General features: G+C 45.7%; 12 protein-coding genes. 10 read left to right on the forward strand and 2 right to left on the reverse strand.

Annotated elements, in window-relative coordinates; genetic code table 11:
• The first annotated feature begins 155 nt into the window (after positions 1-155).
• The 9 genes from ACU01J_RS12845 to purF all read left to right on the forward strand — a co-directional run bounded on the left by ACU01J_RS12845 (position 156) and on the right by purF (position 13182).
• Positions 156-1289, forward strand: coding sequence for a 4-phosphoerythronate dehydrogenase (locus ACU01J_RS12845; protein WP_481086053.1), 1134 nt, complete (start codon positions 156-158; stop codon positions 1287-1289).
• Positions 1286-2299 (forward strand): aspartate-semialdehyde dehydrogenase, encoded by a 1014-nt coding sequence (locus ACU01J_RS12850; RefSeq protein ID WP_481086054.1) that lies wholly within the window; start codon positions 1286-1288, stop codon positions 2297-2299. Before ACU01J_RS12845 ends, ACU01J_RS12850 begins: the two co-directional genes overlap by 4 nt.
• Positions 2300-2499: 200 nt before the next feature.
• The gene (locus tag ACU01J_RS12855) at positions 2500-7245 is read left to right on the forward strand and encodes a FimV/HubP family polar landmark protein (RefSeq protein ID WP_481086055.1); all 4746 of its coding nucleotides are present in this window, start codon (positions 2500-2502) and stop codon (positions 7243-7245) included.
• 87 nt (positions 7246-7332) lie between these two features.
• Entirely contained in the window at positions 7333-8127 is a 795-nt protein-coding gene (truA, locus tag ACU01J_RS12860) for a tRNA pseudouridine(38-40) synthase TruA (RefSeq protein ID WP_481086056.1), read from the forward strand.
• A 174-nt stretch (positions 8128-8301) separates the two neighbouring features.
• Positions 8302-9228 (forward strand): acetyl-CoA carboxylase, carboxyltransferase subunit beta, encoded by a 927-nt coding sequence (accD, locus tag ACU01J_RS12865; protein ID WP_004413284.1) that lies wholly within the window; start codon positions 8302-8304, stop codon positions 9226-9228.
• Positions 9229-9271: 43 nt separating this feature from the next.
• Complete coding sequence (gene folC / locus ACU01J_RS12870; protein WP_481086057.1) at positions 9272-10537, forward strand: bifunctional tetrahydrofolate synthase/dihydrofolate synthase; 1266 nt, start codon at positions 9272-9274, stop codon at positions 10535-10537.
• Positions 10538-11077, forward strand: coding sequence for an SPOR domain-containing protein (locus tag ACU01J_RS12875; RefSeq protein WP_481086058.1), 540 nt, complete (start codon positions 10538-10540; stop codon positions 11075-11077).
• Positions 11078-11140: 63 nt separating this feature from the next.
• Positions 11141-11632: a CvpA family protein gene (locus ACU01J_RS12880; RefSeq protein WP_481086059.1), complete on the forward strand. Its 492-nt coding sequence runs from the start codon at positions 11141-11143 to the stop codon at positions 11630-11632.
• Between the two features lie 35 nt (positions 11633-11667).
• Positions 11668-13182: an amidophosphoribosyltransferase gene (gene purF, locus ACU01J_RS12885; protein ID WP_481086060.1), complete on the forward strand. Its 1515-nt coding sequence runs from the start codon at positions 11668-11670 to the stop codon at positions 13180-13182.
• Between the two features lie 82 nt (positions 13183-13264).
• On the opposite strand, the gene znuB is transcribed toward purF, so the two are convergent.
• Positions 13265-14050, reverse strand: coding sequence for a zinc ABC transporter permease subunit ZnuB (gene znuB, locus ACU01J_RS12890; protein WP_481086061.1), 786 nt, complete (start codon positions 14048-14050; stop codon positions 13265-13267).
• On the reverse strand, positions 14043-14828 hold the full coding sequence (znuC, locus tag ACU01J_RS12895; RefSeq protein ID WP_481086062.1) for a zinc ABC transporter ATP-binding protein ZnuC: 786 nt from the start codon (positions 14826-14828) through the stop codon (positions 14043-14045). The genes znuB and znuC overlap by 8 nt, the downstream gene beginning before the upstream one ends.
• An 81-nt stretch (positions 14829-14909) precedes the next feature.
• Between znuC and znuA the strand changes: the two genes are divergently transcribed.
• Positions 14910-15788 carry a zinc ABC transporter substrate-binding protein ZnuA gene (gene znuA, locus ACU01J_RS12900; protein ID WP_481086063.1) on the forward strand — a complete coding sequence of 293 codons (879 nt, stop codon included), beginning with the start codon at positions 14910-14912 and terminating at the stop codon, positions 15786-15788.
• Positions 15789-15848 lie beyond the last annotated feature (60 nt).

A 15848-nucleotide genomic window follows, 5' to 3' on the forward strand; every position in this document is an offset into this window, starting at 1 on the left:
CCATGGAGAGCGGGTTAAGATCCTTTTGTTCTGGACTATTGCCCGGCTATTAAGTCGGGCATTTTTCTATCTGCTATTTGGCAAGCATTAATACCTCGACAGTGACGAGCCTTTTCTGCACAATCAACTCAATTGCAATTCAAATATACAAAGACATGAAAATCCTAATCGATGAAAATATGCCTTACGCTGAGCAGCTTTTTAGCCAGCTAGGTGAGGTAGTACTAAAATCCGGACGTACTCTGACAGCAGACGATCTGGTTGGCGTTGATGCGCTGATGATTCGTTCAGTGACGAAAGTAAATGCTCAGCTAATCGAAAAGGCTAACAAGCTTAAATTTGTCGGAACGGCTACAGCAGGAATGGATCATGTCGACCAAGCATTGTTGAAAGAAAAAGGCATCTTTTTCACTGCCGCACCGGGCTGTAACAAAGTAGGTGTTGCTGAGTATGCGTTTAGCGTCATGATGGTTCTAGCGCAGCAGCATGGCTTCTCTGTCTTTGATAAGACAGTCGGAATTATTGGTGCTGGCCAAGTGGGCAGCTACTTGCAGCAATGTCTGGCAGGTGTTGGTATTAAGGTGTTAATCAATGACCCCATCAAGCAACAAGAAGGCGACACTCGCACTTTCACTGAGCTTGAAACACTGCTTGAACAAGCTGACATTATTACTCTCCATACGCCAATTACTCGTGATGGTGATTACCCAACACATCACTTAATTAATGAATCGGTACTTAATAACCTACGCGGTGACCAGATTCTAATTAATGCAGCACGTGGCCCAGTTGTCGACAATAATGCTCTTAAAGTGCGTTTACAGAAGAATGATGGCTTTATTGCGGCGTTAGATGTGTTTGAATTTGAGCCAGAGGTTGATATGGAGCTTCTGCCTCTGCTAGCATTCGCAACCCCTCATGTGGCTGGATACGGCTTAGAGGGCAAAGCTCGCGGCACAACAATGATTTTTAACAGCTACTGCGAGTTTTTAGATAACGAATTACGTGCGCACGCTAGTGACTTGCTGCCAACCGCGCCAGTGCCTCAATTAGTACTGGATCGCGAGTGGGATGAAGCAACGCTGCACAACATCACGCAGCTAGTCTATGATGTGCGTAAAGATGACGCTTTGTTCCGCCGAGAGATCAGTAAGCCGGGTTCTTTTGACCTGATGCGTAAAAATTACTGGGATCGCCGTGAGTACAGTGCTGTCTCATTAGTCGGTGATGAACAAAGCAATCTATCACCACTAGAAAAATTAGGTTTTCAGGTTGAGGTAAGTCAATGAGCCAACAATACAATGTTGCTGTTTTAGGTGCTACTGGTGCAGTAGGCGAAACAATTCTTGAAGTTCTACAAGAGCGCAAATTCCCAGTTGGAGAGCTTTACCTACTTGCGAGCGAACGCAGTGAAGGTAAGACATACCGTTTTAATGGCAAAACGGTACGCGTGCAGAATGTTGAAGAGTTTGATTGGTCTCAAGTTCATATTGCTCTGTTTTCTGCTGGTGGCGAATTATCAGCGAAGTGGGCACCAATCGCAGCAGATGAAGGCGTTATCGTGATTGATAACACCTCACAGTTCCGTTATGAGTACGATATCCCTCTGGTTGTACCTGAAGTTAACCCAGAAGCAATTGCTGAGTTCCGTAACCGCAACATCATTGCTAACCCTAACTGTTCAACCATCCAAATGTTGGTTGCACTGAAGCCGATCCACGATGCGGTAGGTATTGAGCGTATCAACGTTTCAACTTATCAATCAGTGTCTGGCGCAGGTAAAGCGGGTATTGATGAGCTAGCAGGCCAAACGGCGAAGCTACTTAATGGTATGCCGGCAGAGACAGAACAGTTCTCGCAACAAATTGCATTTAACTGTATTCCGCAAATCGACCAATTCATGGAAAACGGTTACACCCGTGAAGAGATGAAAATGGTGTGGGAAACGCAGAAAATCTTCAACGATCCAGCTATTACAGTGAACCCTACTTGTGTGCGAGTACCTGTCTTCTACGGTCATGCAGAAGCGGTTCACCTAGAAACATGTGCGCCAATCGATGCTCAAGAAGTGATTAACTTACTTGAGAACACAGAAGGTGTTGAAGTGTTCCACGGTGACGACTTCCCAACTCAAGTTCGTGATGCAGGTGGTAAAGACCACGTAATGGTTGGTCGTATCCGCAATGATATTAGTCATCATAGCGGTGTGAACCTATGGGTAGTTGCGGATAACGTACGTAAAGGTGCGGCAACCAATGCGGTGCAAATCGCAGAAGTGCTGATTCGCGATTACTACTAACCTCCGTGTTATTTGACTCTTAAAGCCTCGCCATAGTGTGAGGCTTTTTTAATCGAAATGAGAAAATTAGTGTGAGATTACTGCGATTATGGCGCTAGACACACATTTTTTGCCTCTACGCCTATAGTTTTGATGGGTTTATCCGATATATTTAACAGATCATTGTCTTTAATTTAATTGAGCACATAGCTGAGCCTTATATGCGTCGACTTTTACAGCGTCTACTTCTGCCGTTAGCAGTGGTTGCCGTGACTCAAACTTCTATCGTTAATGCAGAGAGCATTCGTCTTAAAGGGCCGAATGGAGAGATTCAATCGTCTCCCCAATTTTCAGAGCCACTCTCTCGCAATACGCGCGTGACAGATGAACCTTCGCGATTCTACGGTCCGACGACCAGTCAAGAAACACTTTGGGGCATTGCAACTCAGTTGCGACCTTCAAATAGTGTCACCGTCCAGCAAACGCTTTACGCCATTTTCCAACTCAATCCTCAAGCGTTTGAAAATCAGAATATTCACGAGTTGATGCCGCAAAGTACAATTCGTATCCCATCTTTAGATCAAATCAGAAGCGTTAGTACGCAAGAAGCTGTCCGTGTGATGGCTGCGCACCAAGCTCGTTTGGGCAAAGCGCCTGCAACATCAACTGTTCCCGTAGCTACTAAGCCAGCGGTGACTCCAGTCCAACCGACTACTCAGCCTGAGGCAACAGAGCCAAAAGTCGAAGAATCACCAACGAGTGATCTGCAACTAATCGCTAAAAACGAAAAACAGCAACAGGTTAAAAGTTTAGAAAATCAGTTAGACGTTTCTGAAACCGAACTGGTGGCGCTTGAAGAGAAAAACCACAAGCTTCGTTTAATGCTGGCTAACGTTCAATCAGAAGTCGATGTATTAAAAGATGAACTGAGCGACGAAAGCCGCATCCGTGACGAAGTGGAAAAATTGCTTGAAGAAGAGCGTCGACGTTTAGCGGAAGAGCAAGAAATGGCGCCATCGGCACTTGAGCGGCTTTTCTCTAATACTTGGCTCGTTGCAGCTTTGGCTATCATTCCTGGTCTATTGATTTGCCTTATCATCATGATGCTTTTAGGACGCCGCTCTAAACAGGAAGAGCAGCCTGCAGTAACGCCAGTTGAACAGCAAACACCTCCACCAGTTGCGCCAATAGCTCCAGACACGCTCAATGAAGATATTGACGATGACTTGTTGCTCGATGATGACCTGTTTGGTGAGTCCGACGACAGTGAAACGCTATTTGGTGACAACGCTGAGTTGACGGAAGAAGAATCAGATGATGTCTTTGCGGATCTTGATGATGGTGATCTAGATTTCAATCTTGAAGGTGAAGATGGTGATGATCCATTTGCAGGCATTGGTGACGACGGTGATCTTGATGAGTCACTTGCCGACGCTGACCTTAGCTCGAATGGTATTAGCGTCAATGGTGACGACAAAGCGCTTGGTCTTGAAGAGATGGAGCGCGCTCTAGATGAGGTTGTGATTGATGCTGATGACGACGAAGAAGGATTTGACCTTTCAGATGAAGGCGAATTGTCACAAGACGATTTTGATTCACTTTTAGCTGGAGATGAAGAGACCGAAGAGTTAGGTACTGATGAATTAGACCAAGCGCTACTCGACGACTTGTTTAACGATGCTCAAGATGACGCATCTGATGATGGTTTGGATATCGATAGTCTGTTAGATGAAGATAGCTTTGATTTAAGTGATGAGTCTGAGGATTCGACATCAGATTTAGGTATTGCGTCTGATAGTGAAATCGATGACATCTTCGCTCAAATGGATGCACAGGCAGATTTAGAATCTTTAGAAGCCAACTCGATTGATGAAACAGCGCTGCTTGATGAGATGCTTGAGGATGATAGCGTTGATATCTCGTCCGATAGCACCGACCTGCTCGATGAACTTGTTGCAGAAGAAAGTTTGGATAACCTTTCACCAACAGAAGAGAGCAGTGATGACCCGTTTGATGAACTGATTACTGCGGATGAAGAGTTAGATCACGAAAGTACGGATCTGCTTGATGAATTTGTCACAGACACTGACGATAGTAGTGAGTTTGACCTAGAAGCAGAACTGGATGACTTGATTGGTGCCGAGCAACCGGAACCTATCGAATTAGACGCTGATTCAGGTTTATTGGATGACGTTATTGAGTCTCAGCTAGAAAACGCGGAAACAGAAGATCTTGGTGACGACAGTACCGATCTGTTTGAAGAACTGCTTGATATCGAGAAGCAGAGCTCGGAACAAACTGAATTGGGAATGCCGCAAGCGGATCCTGTCTCTGAAGAGGCATTAGACCTTGCTGAGGGTGATAAAGATTTTTCGAGCGAAGACTTTATTGACGACATGCTAAATGCAGCGCCGGAAGCCGATCCTTTACTTGAAGAAATTAATCTAGATGAAGGCGATGATGTTGAGTTGGGGCAAGCTGCTAGCCTTGACATCGATAGCCTAGAAGAAAGCATTGCAGAGCCAGAGCCAGAGCCAGAGCCAGAGCCAGAGCCAGAGCCAGAAGACGATGATGATTGGTTAACGTCAGCGATTGATGAAGTTGAAAGTCTTAATCTTGAAGAGGATTTTGCAGCAGAAACTGAGCAACCAAGTGTTGAAGAACAGTTTGATGTTACTCAAGAGGCGATACCTTCTGATGAAACAGCATCTGATATCGCGGATGAAATTGAAGATGATTGGTTAGACTCCATCGTTGACGAAGTCGAAAATCAGACCAGTCAAGAATCATCAAGTTTCACTGAACAAAAGCCAACAACCGAGTTAGACGAAGCGATCTCTGAGTCTGGTGCAGAGCAAGTGGAAATTGTTGAAGAAGATGTGCTTGCACAGCAAGAGCACAGCCAAGCACCATCTAGTGAAGCTCCTGAAGCTCCTGAAGCTCCTGAAGCTCCTGAAGCTCCTGAAGCTCCTGAAGCTCCTGAAGCTCGCGAGCCAATGGAAGAGCAAAAACCTCAACCGCCAATACCTGAGGCTATTCCAAATGAATTTGGTATACCTCAAGATGATGACTGGCTAGTTGATGAGCCGGAAGTTGAAGTAGAAGACGCTATCGCAGCGTCTGAACTGGAGATGCCAGAGCCTCAAGCACAGGAGCCATCACTAGAAATCGATGACCTTGAGCTGCCAGAGTACAGTGAAGAAGAGGCATTAGCAGACGCGATTGCTGCTCCTGAATTGGAGATGCCAGAGCCTCAAGCACAGGAGCCATCACTAGAAATCGATGACCTTGAACTGCCAGAGTACAGCGAAAAAGAGGCACTAGCAGACGCGATTGCTGCTCCTGAACTGGAGATGCCAGAGCCTCAAGCACAAGAGCCATCAGTAGAGATTGATGACCTTGAACTGCCAGAGTACAGCGAAGAAGAGGCACTAGCAGACGCGATTGCTGCTCCTGAACTGGAGATGCCAGAGCCTCAAGCACAGGAGCCATCACTAGAAATCGATGACCTTGAACTGCCAGAATACAGCGAAGAAGAGGCACTAGCAGACGCGATTGCTGCTCCTGAATTGGAGATGCCAGAGCCTCAAGCACAAGAGCCATCAGTAGAGATTGATGACCTTGAACTGCCAGAGTACAGCGAAGAAGAGGCACTAGCAGACGCGATTGCTGCTCCTGAACTGGAGATGCCAGAGCCTCAAGCACAGGAGCCATCACTAGAAATCGATGACCTTGAACTGCCAGAGTACAGCGAAGAAGAGGCACTAGCAGACGCGATTGCTGCTCCTGAACTGGAGATGCCAGAGCCTCAAGCACAGGAGCCATCACTAGAAATCGATGACCTTGAACTGCCAGAGTACAGCGAAGAAGAGGCACTAGCAGACGCGATTGCTGCTCCTGAACTGGAGATGCCAGAGCCTCAAGCACAGGAGCCATCACTAGAAATCGATGACCTTGAACTGCCAGAGTACAGCGAAGAAGAGGCACTAGCAGACGCGATTGCTGCTCCTGAACTGGAGATGCCAGAGCCTCAAGCACAGGAGCCATCACTAGAAATCGATGACCTTGAACTGCCAGAATACAGCGAAGAAGAGGCACTAGCAGACGCGATTGCTGCTCCTGAATTGGAGATGCCAGAGCCTCAAGCACAAGAGCCATCACTAGAAATCGATGACCTTGAACTGCCAGAGTACAACGAAGAAGATGCACTGTTAGATTTAGAGCCTCTTGCGGAAGATCTAAGCGAAGAGAGTGATGATTTTGAACTCGATCCTGTAGAACTGCCTGAGCTGGGTGAGATTCCTGCAGAGAACATTCAAGATGAGTCAGACGATTTTAAGATGCAGCGCCAAGAGTTTAACGAATCAACATTTGATGAGTTACTGTCTGAAGATGACACTCAGCCTGCAAGCTTTTCGTTTGATACGCCAATCGATGAGACAACCTCAGATAGTGCTGGCATGGATATCGACGCCATGCTGGAAATTGGTGAAGACTGGAATGGCTTCAGCTTGTCAGAAGATCAACAAGCACAAATCTCTGATGATATTCCTGACGATGAGCAAGACGTCTGGTCGCAAGACAACCAGCCAGAACAAGCTCAAATCTTGGATGAAAATTGGGAAGACCAACCTAACCTGGATGAGTTTAATCCTCAGGAGAACAAGTACCGCACCATCGACGAGTTGATGGCGGAGGTGGAGTCTGAAGAAGTTCAAGAAATTGATGAAGAGCTTAAGTTGGATGTCGGTCTGAATGATTTCCCTGATGTAATTGGTGATATCGGTACGGGAGACGACGTTGACGCTAACTCAGAAGCTGCTGGTAAGCTTGATTTGGCAAAAATATACCTTGAGATGAATGACGCTCAAGGTGCGAGAAAGCTACTTGAAGAGGCAATTGTGGATGGCAGCGATGAAATTCGCCGTGAAGCGAAGAACCTTATCGACGCCATCAACAAATCCTAATTAAATCGAATAAAAGGGGGCAGTTTAGCCCCCTTACTTTTTGGTATATACTTCCCGCCCCAATTTAGGAACCAGTGAGAATATCTGATGAGAATTGCTTTAGGTATCGAATACAATGGTACTCAATACTATGGCTGGCAACGCCAACGAGAAGTTAAGAGCGTTCAAGAAAAATTAGAACGAGCATTGAGTGTTGTCGCGAATCAGCCGATCGAAGTTCAATGTGCTGGTCGAACAGATGCAGGTGTGCATGGCACTGGTCAAGTTGTCCATTTTGATACGACAGCAACGCGTAAAATGGTTGCATGGACAATGGGTGCTAACGCGAACTTACCTGATGATATTGCTGTCCGTTGGGCGAAGGAAGTACCACAAGAGTTTCATGCACGTTTTTCCGCAACCGCACGTCGTTACCGATACATTATCTTCAACAGCGCGCTACGTCCGGGGATCTTGTCTTCTGGTGTCAGTCACTATCATGGTGAACTTGACGAGAAAAAGATGCACCAAGCGGCTCAATACCTATTAGGTGAGAATGACTTCACGTCTTTTAGAGCAACCCACTGTCAGTCTCGCAGTCCATGGCGTAATATGATGCACATCAATGTGACGCGCCATAACCAATATGTCGTGATTGATATTAAGGCTAATGCCTTTGTTCACCATATGGTGCGTAACATTACTGGCAGTTTAATTTGTGTTGGCCGTGGCGAACAAAAACCGGAGTGGATTGCTGAGCTTCTAGCGGTAAAAGATCGCAAGCTCGCAGGAGCTACGGCAAAGGCTGAAGGCTTGTATTTGGTTGATGTTGATTACCCGGCGGAATTCGAATTGCCAAGAGTGCCGATTGGGCCATTATTTTTGCCAGACAACTTGAACTAAACCGTGGTAAATTGTCGAAATAATCAGAGCTTTAGTGCGTGAGAATTTACTTCAAGAAATAGGTACAACCAGTTTTTTGTCTACACTTGGCATTTAATATGCTTTAATCCTTACGCGTAAATTCAGAATTTGTATCCTTCGCGATCGCGAAGGAGTAGAGAGAAAAGGTCTTCCATGAGTTGGCTTGAAAAGATTTTAGAAAAAAGCAACATCGTTAGTTCACGTAAAGCGTCTATCCCTGAAGGGGTTTGGACTAAATGTACTTCATGTGAGCAAGTGCTTTACCACGCTGAACTAGAGCGTAACCTAGAAGTATGTCCGAAATGTGACCATCACATGCGTATGAAGGCGCGTCGTCGTCTTGAGACATTCCTAGATGAAAATAATCGTGTTGAAATCGCGGACGAGCTTGAGCCACAAGATAAGCTGAAGTTCAAAGATTCTAAGAAATACAAAGATCGTATCTCTGCAGCTCAAAAGAGCAGCGGTGAGAAAGATGCCCTTGTTGTAATGAAAGGTGAACTATTAGGTCAGCCTATCGTTGCTTGTGCATTCGACTTCTCATTTATGGGTGGTTCAATGGGTTCTGTTGTTGGTGCGCGTTTTGTTCGTGCAGCAGAAGCTGCAATGGAAGCGAACTGTGGTCTTGTATGTTTCTCAGCAAGTGGTGGTGCGCGCATGCAAGAGGCATTGATGTCTCTAATGCAAATGGCGAAAACCAGTGCAGCACTAGAGCGTATGTCTGCAAAAGGCCTACCATTTATCTCGGTAATGACTGACCCTACAATGGGTGGTGTATCTGCAAGTCTAGCGATGCTAGGTGACATCAATATCGGTGAGCCTAAAGCGCTAATCGGTTTCGCAGGTCGTCGTGTTATCGAACAAACGGTACGTGAAGATCTACCAGAAGGCTTCCAACGCAGTGAGTTCTTATTAGATCACGGCGCGATTGATATGATCGTTGATCGCCGCGAAATGCGTCAGCGAATCGGTAGCCTAATGGCGAAGATGAACAATAAACCATCACCATTGGTTGTTTCAGTCGACGATTCGCCAAATGAAGCTGCTTATTCTGTACCAGAAGCGAGCGAAAAAGGGTAAAGTAACTTACTAACAGGCACCACAATTCATTGGTTAAAGTTAGATGAGTCAAACCCAAATTCCCCAAGCCACATCACCACTAGCGATGTGGCTTGATTATTTAACAAACATCCATACTTCTGCGATCGATCTCGGTTTAGATCGTGTTCAAGCTGTTGCTCAATCAGCAAATCTTACCAAACCTGCTCCTACAGTGATTACTGTCGCTGGTACAAACGGCAAAGGCTCGACTTGTGCATTAATGGAAGCGATCTTGCTTGATGCTGGCTATTCAGTCGGTGTGTATAGCTCTCCCCATTTGATCCGCTACAACGAACGCGTTCGTATTAATGGCCAAGATCTAGCTGATGAGAAGCACGCTGAAGCTTTCGACTATATTGAGAAGCAACGCGGTGAGATTAGCCTCAGCTTTTTTGAGTACGGCACGTTAGCGGCGCTACGTTTGTTCCAAACAGAGAAGGTCGACGTTGTTCTACTTGAAGTCGGTTTAGGTGGTCGATTAGACGCGACCAATGTTGTCGATCATGACGTTTCTGTCATTACCAGCTTGGCCATCGACCATGTTGATTGGCTAGGGGATGACATTAATGTCATTGGCTTCGAGAAAGCTGGCATCTATCGCAGTGGCAGACCAGCTATCTGCGGGCAGCCAAAAGCGCCTGCAACAGTTGCTGCGCATGCTGATGATATTGGTGCTGAGCTATATCAAGTCGGAATTCAATATAATTATGAACTTGTCGACGATAATACTTGGCGGTGGGTTCATGGCTGCTATGAGTTAGATAATCTTCCAGTACCTAGCTTACCTTTGCAAAATGCTGCTACAGCGTTAATGGCTATAGGAACATCGAATCTTGATATCTCAGATGTCAATATCGTCAAAGGCTTGCAGAATGCTAAGCTACCAGGTCGTATGCAGATTATAAGTACAGAACCTACGATTTTGCTTGATGTTGCTCATAACCCTCACTCTGCGCAATATCTTGTTGAACGTGTGGCGAAGCAATACCCAAACAAGGTGATTCACACTGTGGTTGCCATGTTGCACGATAAAGATATCCAATCGACGCTTGAAGCATTAGCACCTGTTGCATCAAATTGGTACCCAGCATCACTTTCTGGCCCAAGGGCAGCGAAAGCAGCAGAGCTTTGTCAGTTTCTTCCTAAAGTGACGGAGCAATTCTCTACGCCAGTAGAGGCTTTTGAAGCTGCAATGACAAACGCGAAGGCAGAAGATGTCATTCTTGTTGTAGGCTCCTTCCATACCGTAGGGGAAGTGCTGGAGCATTGGCAAAAGAAAGGAGTTTAAATGGCAAGTAAGTTTCAAAATCGTCTCGTTGGCACCATTATTTTGGTGGCAATCGGTGTGATTGTTTTGCCCGATGTTTTGGATGGGCAGAAAACCCATTACAAAGAAGAGATTGCGAGCATTCCGTTAAAGCCTGAGCTTGATAGTGAATTAGAAAGCTTTGAGGTACTAGATCCAGTAGATGATTCAAGCAGTTTGCCGGATAGCCCGGTAGAAGTCGTTGATATAAATGATGAGTCAATGGCTGAAGATAAACCGTTACCTGTGGTGGTTAAAGAAGTACCAGAGCGTAATGAGTATCAAGATACGGCTTGGATTGTTCAGTTGATGGCACTTAAAAATGCCGACAATGCGAAAAATCTCGTCAAGGATTTACAGAAGCGTGGATATCAAGCGCATACCAAACCTGAGAACGGCTTCACACGAGTAATAATTGGCCCTGATGTGTCTAAGAGTAAATTGGAACGTCAAATTGTTGAATTGGAAAAAATTACTGGTTCAAAAGGTCAATTGATTAAATTTAAACCATTAAATCCATAAGAAAACGTTTGCGTCAGCGTTTTTTCTGTTAAAATGCGCGCCAACTTAAGATGTAAGTAGAAAATGAATACATTAGATATCGTCATTTTAGGTGTGATCGGGCTATCCGCTTTGATCAGTTTAGTTCGCGGTTTCGCGAAGGAAGCCTTGTCATTAGTTATTTGGTTTGGCGCTTTTTTCATCGCCAGTCAGTATTACGCTAAGTTAGCGGTGTACTTCACCAATATCGAAGATGAGATGTTTCGTAACGGAGCTGCTATAGCAGCCTTGTTTGTTGCGACACTAATTGTTGGTGCCATCATAAATTATGTCATTGCTCAATTAGTCGAGAAAACAGGTTTGTCAGGAACAGATAGAGTACTCGGCGTCGTATTCGGCGGCTTACGTGGTGTTCTTATCGTTTCTGCCGCGCTATTTTTTATGGATGCGTTTACATCGTTTCCAGACTCACAGTGGTGGAAAGGTTCACAATTGGTGCCGGAGTTTAGCCGCGTCATTGCACCTTTCTTTGAACACTTACAAGCAACATCTAGTTTCTTATCTGGCGCGCTATAACGCGCCAGTCATTGTCGAAAATCGAGGGTTAAGACATGTGTGGTATTGTTGGAATCGTGGGCACTACGCCTGTAAACCAGTCTATCTATGATGCGTTGACGGTATTGCAGCACCGTGGCCAAGATGCCGCGGGTATTTGTACCATAGAAAGCAATCGTTTTCGTCTGCGTAAGGCGAACGGTTTAGTGAAAGATGTGTTCGAAGCAAAACACATGCAACGCCTACAAGGTGTAGTGGGTATCGGCCACGTTCGTTACCCAACCGCGGGCAGTTCAAGTGCTTCTGAAGCGCAGCCTTTCTATGTGAACTCTCCATTTGGTATCACACTGGCACACAACGGTAACCTAACTAACGCTGCAGAAGTGCGCGAAAAGTTATTTGAGAAAGATCGCCGTCACTTAAACACGACATCTGACTCAGAAGTACTACTAAACGTACTGGCTCACGAAATTGATACCGTTAAAGGTAACGTGACCGCGGATGATGTGTTCCGCGCAGTGACCAATGTACACCGTGCAATCAAAGGTGCTTACGCAGTAACAGCGATGATTATCGGTCATGGTATGGTTGCGTTCCGCGATCCTAATGGCATTCGCCCTCTATGCCTAGGCAAGCGTGAAGTTAATGGCGTTACGGAGTACATGGTGGCATCTGAATCCGTGGCATTGGATGCAGTTGGCTTCGACTTTGTCCGCGATGTTGCACCTGGTGAGGCAATCTATGCGACATTCGATGGTCAGCTTCATACTAAACAATGTGCAGACAATCCAACATTAAACCCATGTATTTTTGAATTCGTTTACTTTGCTCGACCTGACTCTTTCATCGATAAGGTGTCGGTATACAGTGCGCGCGTAGAAATGGGTAAGAAACTGGGTGACCGCATTCGCGACGAATTTAGCTTCCTAGATATCGACGTTGTTATCCCTATCCCAGAAACCTCTTGCGATATCGCTCTGCAGATAGCTCAAGCCATCGACAAGCCTTACCGTCAAGGTTTCGTTAAGAACCGCTATGTTGGCCGTACTTTTATTATGCCGGGTCAGCAGCAGCGTAAGAAATCAGTTCGTCGTAAGCTAAACGCGATTCGCTCTGAGTTTAAAGATAAGAACGTACTCCTAGTTGATGACTCTATTGTTCGCGGCACCACTTCTGAACAGATCATTGAGATGGCTCGTGACTCTGGTGCGAAGAAGGTCTTTATGGTTTCAGCTGCACCTGAGATTCGTTTCCCGAACGTTTATGGTATCGACATGCCTAGCGCAACAGAGCTGATTGCACACGGCCGTGATAACGATGCTATCTGTAAGCAAATCGGTGCGGATGAGCTTATCTTCCAAACGCTAGAAGATTTGGTTGATGCAGTAGGTTTAGGTAACACGGATATCACTAAGTTCGAAACATCGGTATTCAACGGCGAATATGTTACCGGTGATATCGACCAAAAATACCTAGACTTCCTCGAGTCTCTGCGTAGTGATGATGCCAAGGTTCAGCGTGAGATTCAGCAAGAGCTGGCTAACTTAGAGCTTCATAATGAAGGTGCTTAAGCCCTTATTGCGATAAATACGAAAAAGCCGATGCAACTGCGTCGGCTTTTTCGATCTAGGAAGCGTTATAAGCCGTGTGGCGTTAACTCTTCACACGGTATAACTGACTGAGCATAAACATCGCCGTTGCGCTAATCACCACTGAAGGGCCCGCAGGTGTGTCATAGTGCCATGACATCGAAAGGCCTAATAGTACAGCGACAGCGCCAATCAGAGAGGCGAATAGTGCCATTTGCTCTGGAGCTTTAGCAAAGCGTCGCGCCGTTGCCGCAGGAATGATCAGTAGTGAGGTCATAATCAGAGCGCCCACAAACTTCATACCAATTGCGATAACTAAACCGACCATCAACATCAATACTAAGCGCATCAAATCAACATTGTGTCCTTCGACGGCAGCTAAGTCTTCATTGACGGTTGTCGATAGCAGTGAGCGCCAGAACAAGCTCAATACAGCGGCAACGACAATAACGCCAAGATAGATATAGACCAGATCTTCTGGCGTAACGGCCAGTAGATCACCAAATAGATAGCTCATTAGGTCAATGCGAACATTGTCTAAAAAGCTGACCGCGACCAAACCTAAAGATAACGCACTGTGGGCAAGAATACCGAGCAAGGTGTCCGTGGCGACGACTTGCTGTTTTTGTAATGTCACCAGAAGAATGGCTAATGCTAAACAACAAACAGTCAGGGCGAGATAGAGATTGATATCAAGCAGTAAGCCGAGCGCCAAGCCCATTAGGGAAGCATGTGCGAGTGTATCGCCAAAATAGGCCATACGTCGCCAGACAACAAAAGAGCCCAAAGGACCTGCAATTGCGGCAATACCAAGACCTGCAAGAATAGAAGGTAGCAGAAACTCAATCATGATGATGCCCGTGAGAGTGATGAGAACATTGTGATCCTTCGCCTGAGACTGGTTGGCCTGCTAAGTCGTGATGGTGGTGGTCATGTTGGTGATGATAAAAGGCCAACGACTGCTGATGCGTATGGCCAAACAGTGCAATATAGCTTGGGTGCTGAGCAATATCAGCGGGCGCACCTGAGCAGCAAATATGATGATGTAGACAAATAACATCGTCTGTTTTTGCCATCACCAGATGTAAGTCATGCGAGACCATAAATACCGCGCAGTTAAAGCGGTGACGAATGGTATCAATAAGGTCATAAAGATCAATTTGCCCTTGAACGTCAACACCTTGTGCTGGCTCATCGAGTACCAGTAGATCAGGGCGCTGTAATAGTGCGCGGGCGATAAGGACACGTTGGTTTTCACCGCCAGACAAAGAGTGCATATTGCTTGCAAGCAGGTGCTCAGCCCCAACGAGTTTTAACGAATCATGAAGCTCTTGTTGGCTATATTTTCCAGCAAGGCGCAGAAAACGCTCGACGTTAAGTGGGAGAGAGTCATTCAGCTTGAGCTTTTGCGGTACATAACCGACCTTTAGCCCTTTCGCTTTAGTGACTTTACCACTGTAGCGTCGTTGCAGGCCTAATAGCACTTTTACCAAGGTTGATTTACCAGCTCCATTAGGGCCAATCAGCGTAGTGATTTTTCCACGTTGGAGAGATAGGTTGACTCTATCTAGTACTTTTCGTTCATCAAATTGAACGCAGATGTCATTTAACTCGACTAGTGCCGACATGAATGGAACTCATTTGCAATTGCTTAATGTTATAATGTAACATTTGTTGGTCCGTTAAACCAGAGAGTAATTTTGTTCGCTATGAAACGTTTTATTTCCGCATGTGCCCTCATGCTTGTTAGCTCTTCATTTGCTCATGCAGCAACTATTTTAACCAGTATCAAACCGATCCAGTTGATTACTCTTGAACTCACTAAAGGTGTATCTGAGCCAGAAGTGTTAGTCTCTTCAAACGCTTCTCCACATGACTATGCGTTAAAGCCTTCAGATGTAAAACGTCTGCGTACTGCGGATCTAGTGATTTGGTTCGGTAGTGATCTAGAACCGTTTCTCACGAAAATGTTGGAAAACCAACAAAACGTGTTAACACTAAGCGAAACTCAAGGTTTAGAACTGCGTGAATATGGCGGTGGTCATCACGATCATGATGGTCATGATCATGGCAGCCATGACCCACATTTCTGGCTTGGTTATGAGCCGACATTACAAATTGCACAAGCGATCACTGAACGTCTTGCTGAAGTTGACGCTGAGAATAAGGCTCAGTACCAAGCTAATTTCGCTGCATTTGAGGCGCAGCTTACTGAGCAGCAAGAGCAGATTAAAGCGCAACTTGCCCTTGTCGCAGATGCTGGCTATTACGTTTTTCACGACGCCTACGGGTATTTTGAGCAAGATTTCCCACTGAATCATTTGGGTTACTTCACGGTGAGCCCTGACAGAAAACCGGGCGCAAAGACTTTGATTGCGATTCGTAAAGCATTGAAGAATCAAAATGCACAGTGTGTGTTCTCAGAGCCTCAGTTTACGCCAGCCGTGGTTGAATCGGTAACACGTGGCAGCCAAGCAAAGACTGGCGTTTTGGATCCTATTGGTGCAAAAATTGAAGTTGTTGCCGGTGGATATTTCCAATTTAAGCAAAATCTGGCTGATAGCTTTAGCCAATGTCTAAGTCAATAATCATACTCAGCCAAAGGTAAACCTACCTTTGGCTTACTCTTGTCTTGTGAAGTCCTTTAA

The organism is Vibrio sp. 2433-A1 (assembly GCF_056726085.1).

What these genes read in the sequence shown, in the direction of transcription:
- ACU01J_RS12845 (WP_481086053.1), top strand. Translation starts at nt 156, where the DNA reads ATGAAAATCCTAATCGATGAAAATATGCCTTACGCTGAGCAGCTTTTT.
- ACU01J_RS12850 (WP_481086054.1), top strand. Translation starts at nt 1,286, where the DNA reads ATGAGCCAACAATACAATGTTGCTGTTTTAGGTGCTACTGGTGCAGTA.
- ACU01J_RS12855 (WP_481086055.1), top strand. Translation starts at nt 2,500, where the DNA reads ATGCGTCGACTTTTACAGCGTCTACTTCTGCCGTTAGCAGTGGTTGCC.
- truA (WP_481086056.1), top strand. Translation starts at nt 7,333, where the DNA reads ATGAGAATTGCTTTAGGTATCGAATACAATGGTACTCAATACTATGGC.
- accD (WP_004413284.1), top strand. Translation starts at nt 8,302, where the DNA reads ATGAGTTGGCTTGAAAAGATTTTAGAAAAAAGCAACATCGTTAGTTCA.
- folC (WP_481086057.1), top strand. Translation starts at nt 9,272, where the DNA reads ATGAGTCAAACCCAAATTCCCCAAGCCACATCACCACTAGCGATGTGG.
- ACU01J_RS12875 (WP_481086058.1), top strand. Translation starts at nt 10,538, where the DNA reads ATGGCAAGTAAGTTTCAAAATCGTCTCGTTGGCACCATTATTTTGGTG.
- ACU01J_RS12880 (WP_481086059.1), top strand. Translation starts at nt 11,141, where the DNA reads ATGAATACATTAGATATCGTCATTTTAGGTGTGATCGGGCTATCCGCT.
- purF (WP_481086060.1), top strand. Translation starts at nt 11,668, where the DNA reads ATGTGTGGTATTGTTGGAATCGTGGGCACTACGCCTGTAAACCAGTCT.
- znuB (WP_481086061.1), bottom strand. Translation starts at nt 14,050, where the DNA reads ATGATTGAGTTTCTGCTACCTTCTATTCTTGCAGGTCTTGGTATTGCC.
- znuC (WP_481086062.1), bottom strand. Translation starts at nt 14,828, where the DNA reads ATGTCGGCACTAGTCGAGTTAAATGACATCTGCGTTCAATTTGATGAA.
- znuA (WP_481086063.1), top strand. Translation starts at nt 14,910, where the DNA reads ATGAAACGTTTTATTTCCGCATGTGCCCTCATGCTTGTTAGCTCTTCA.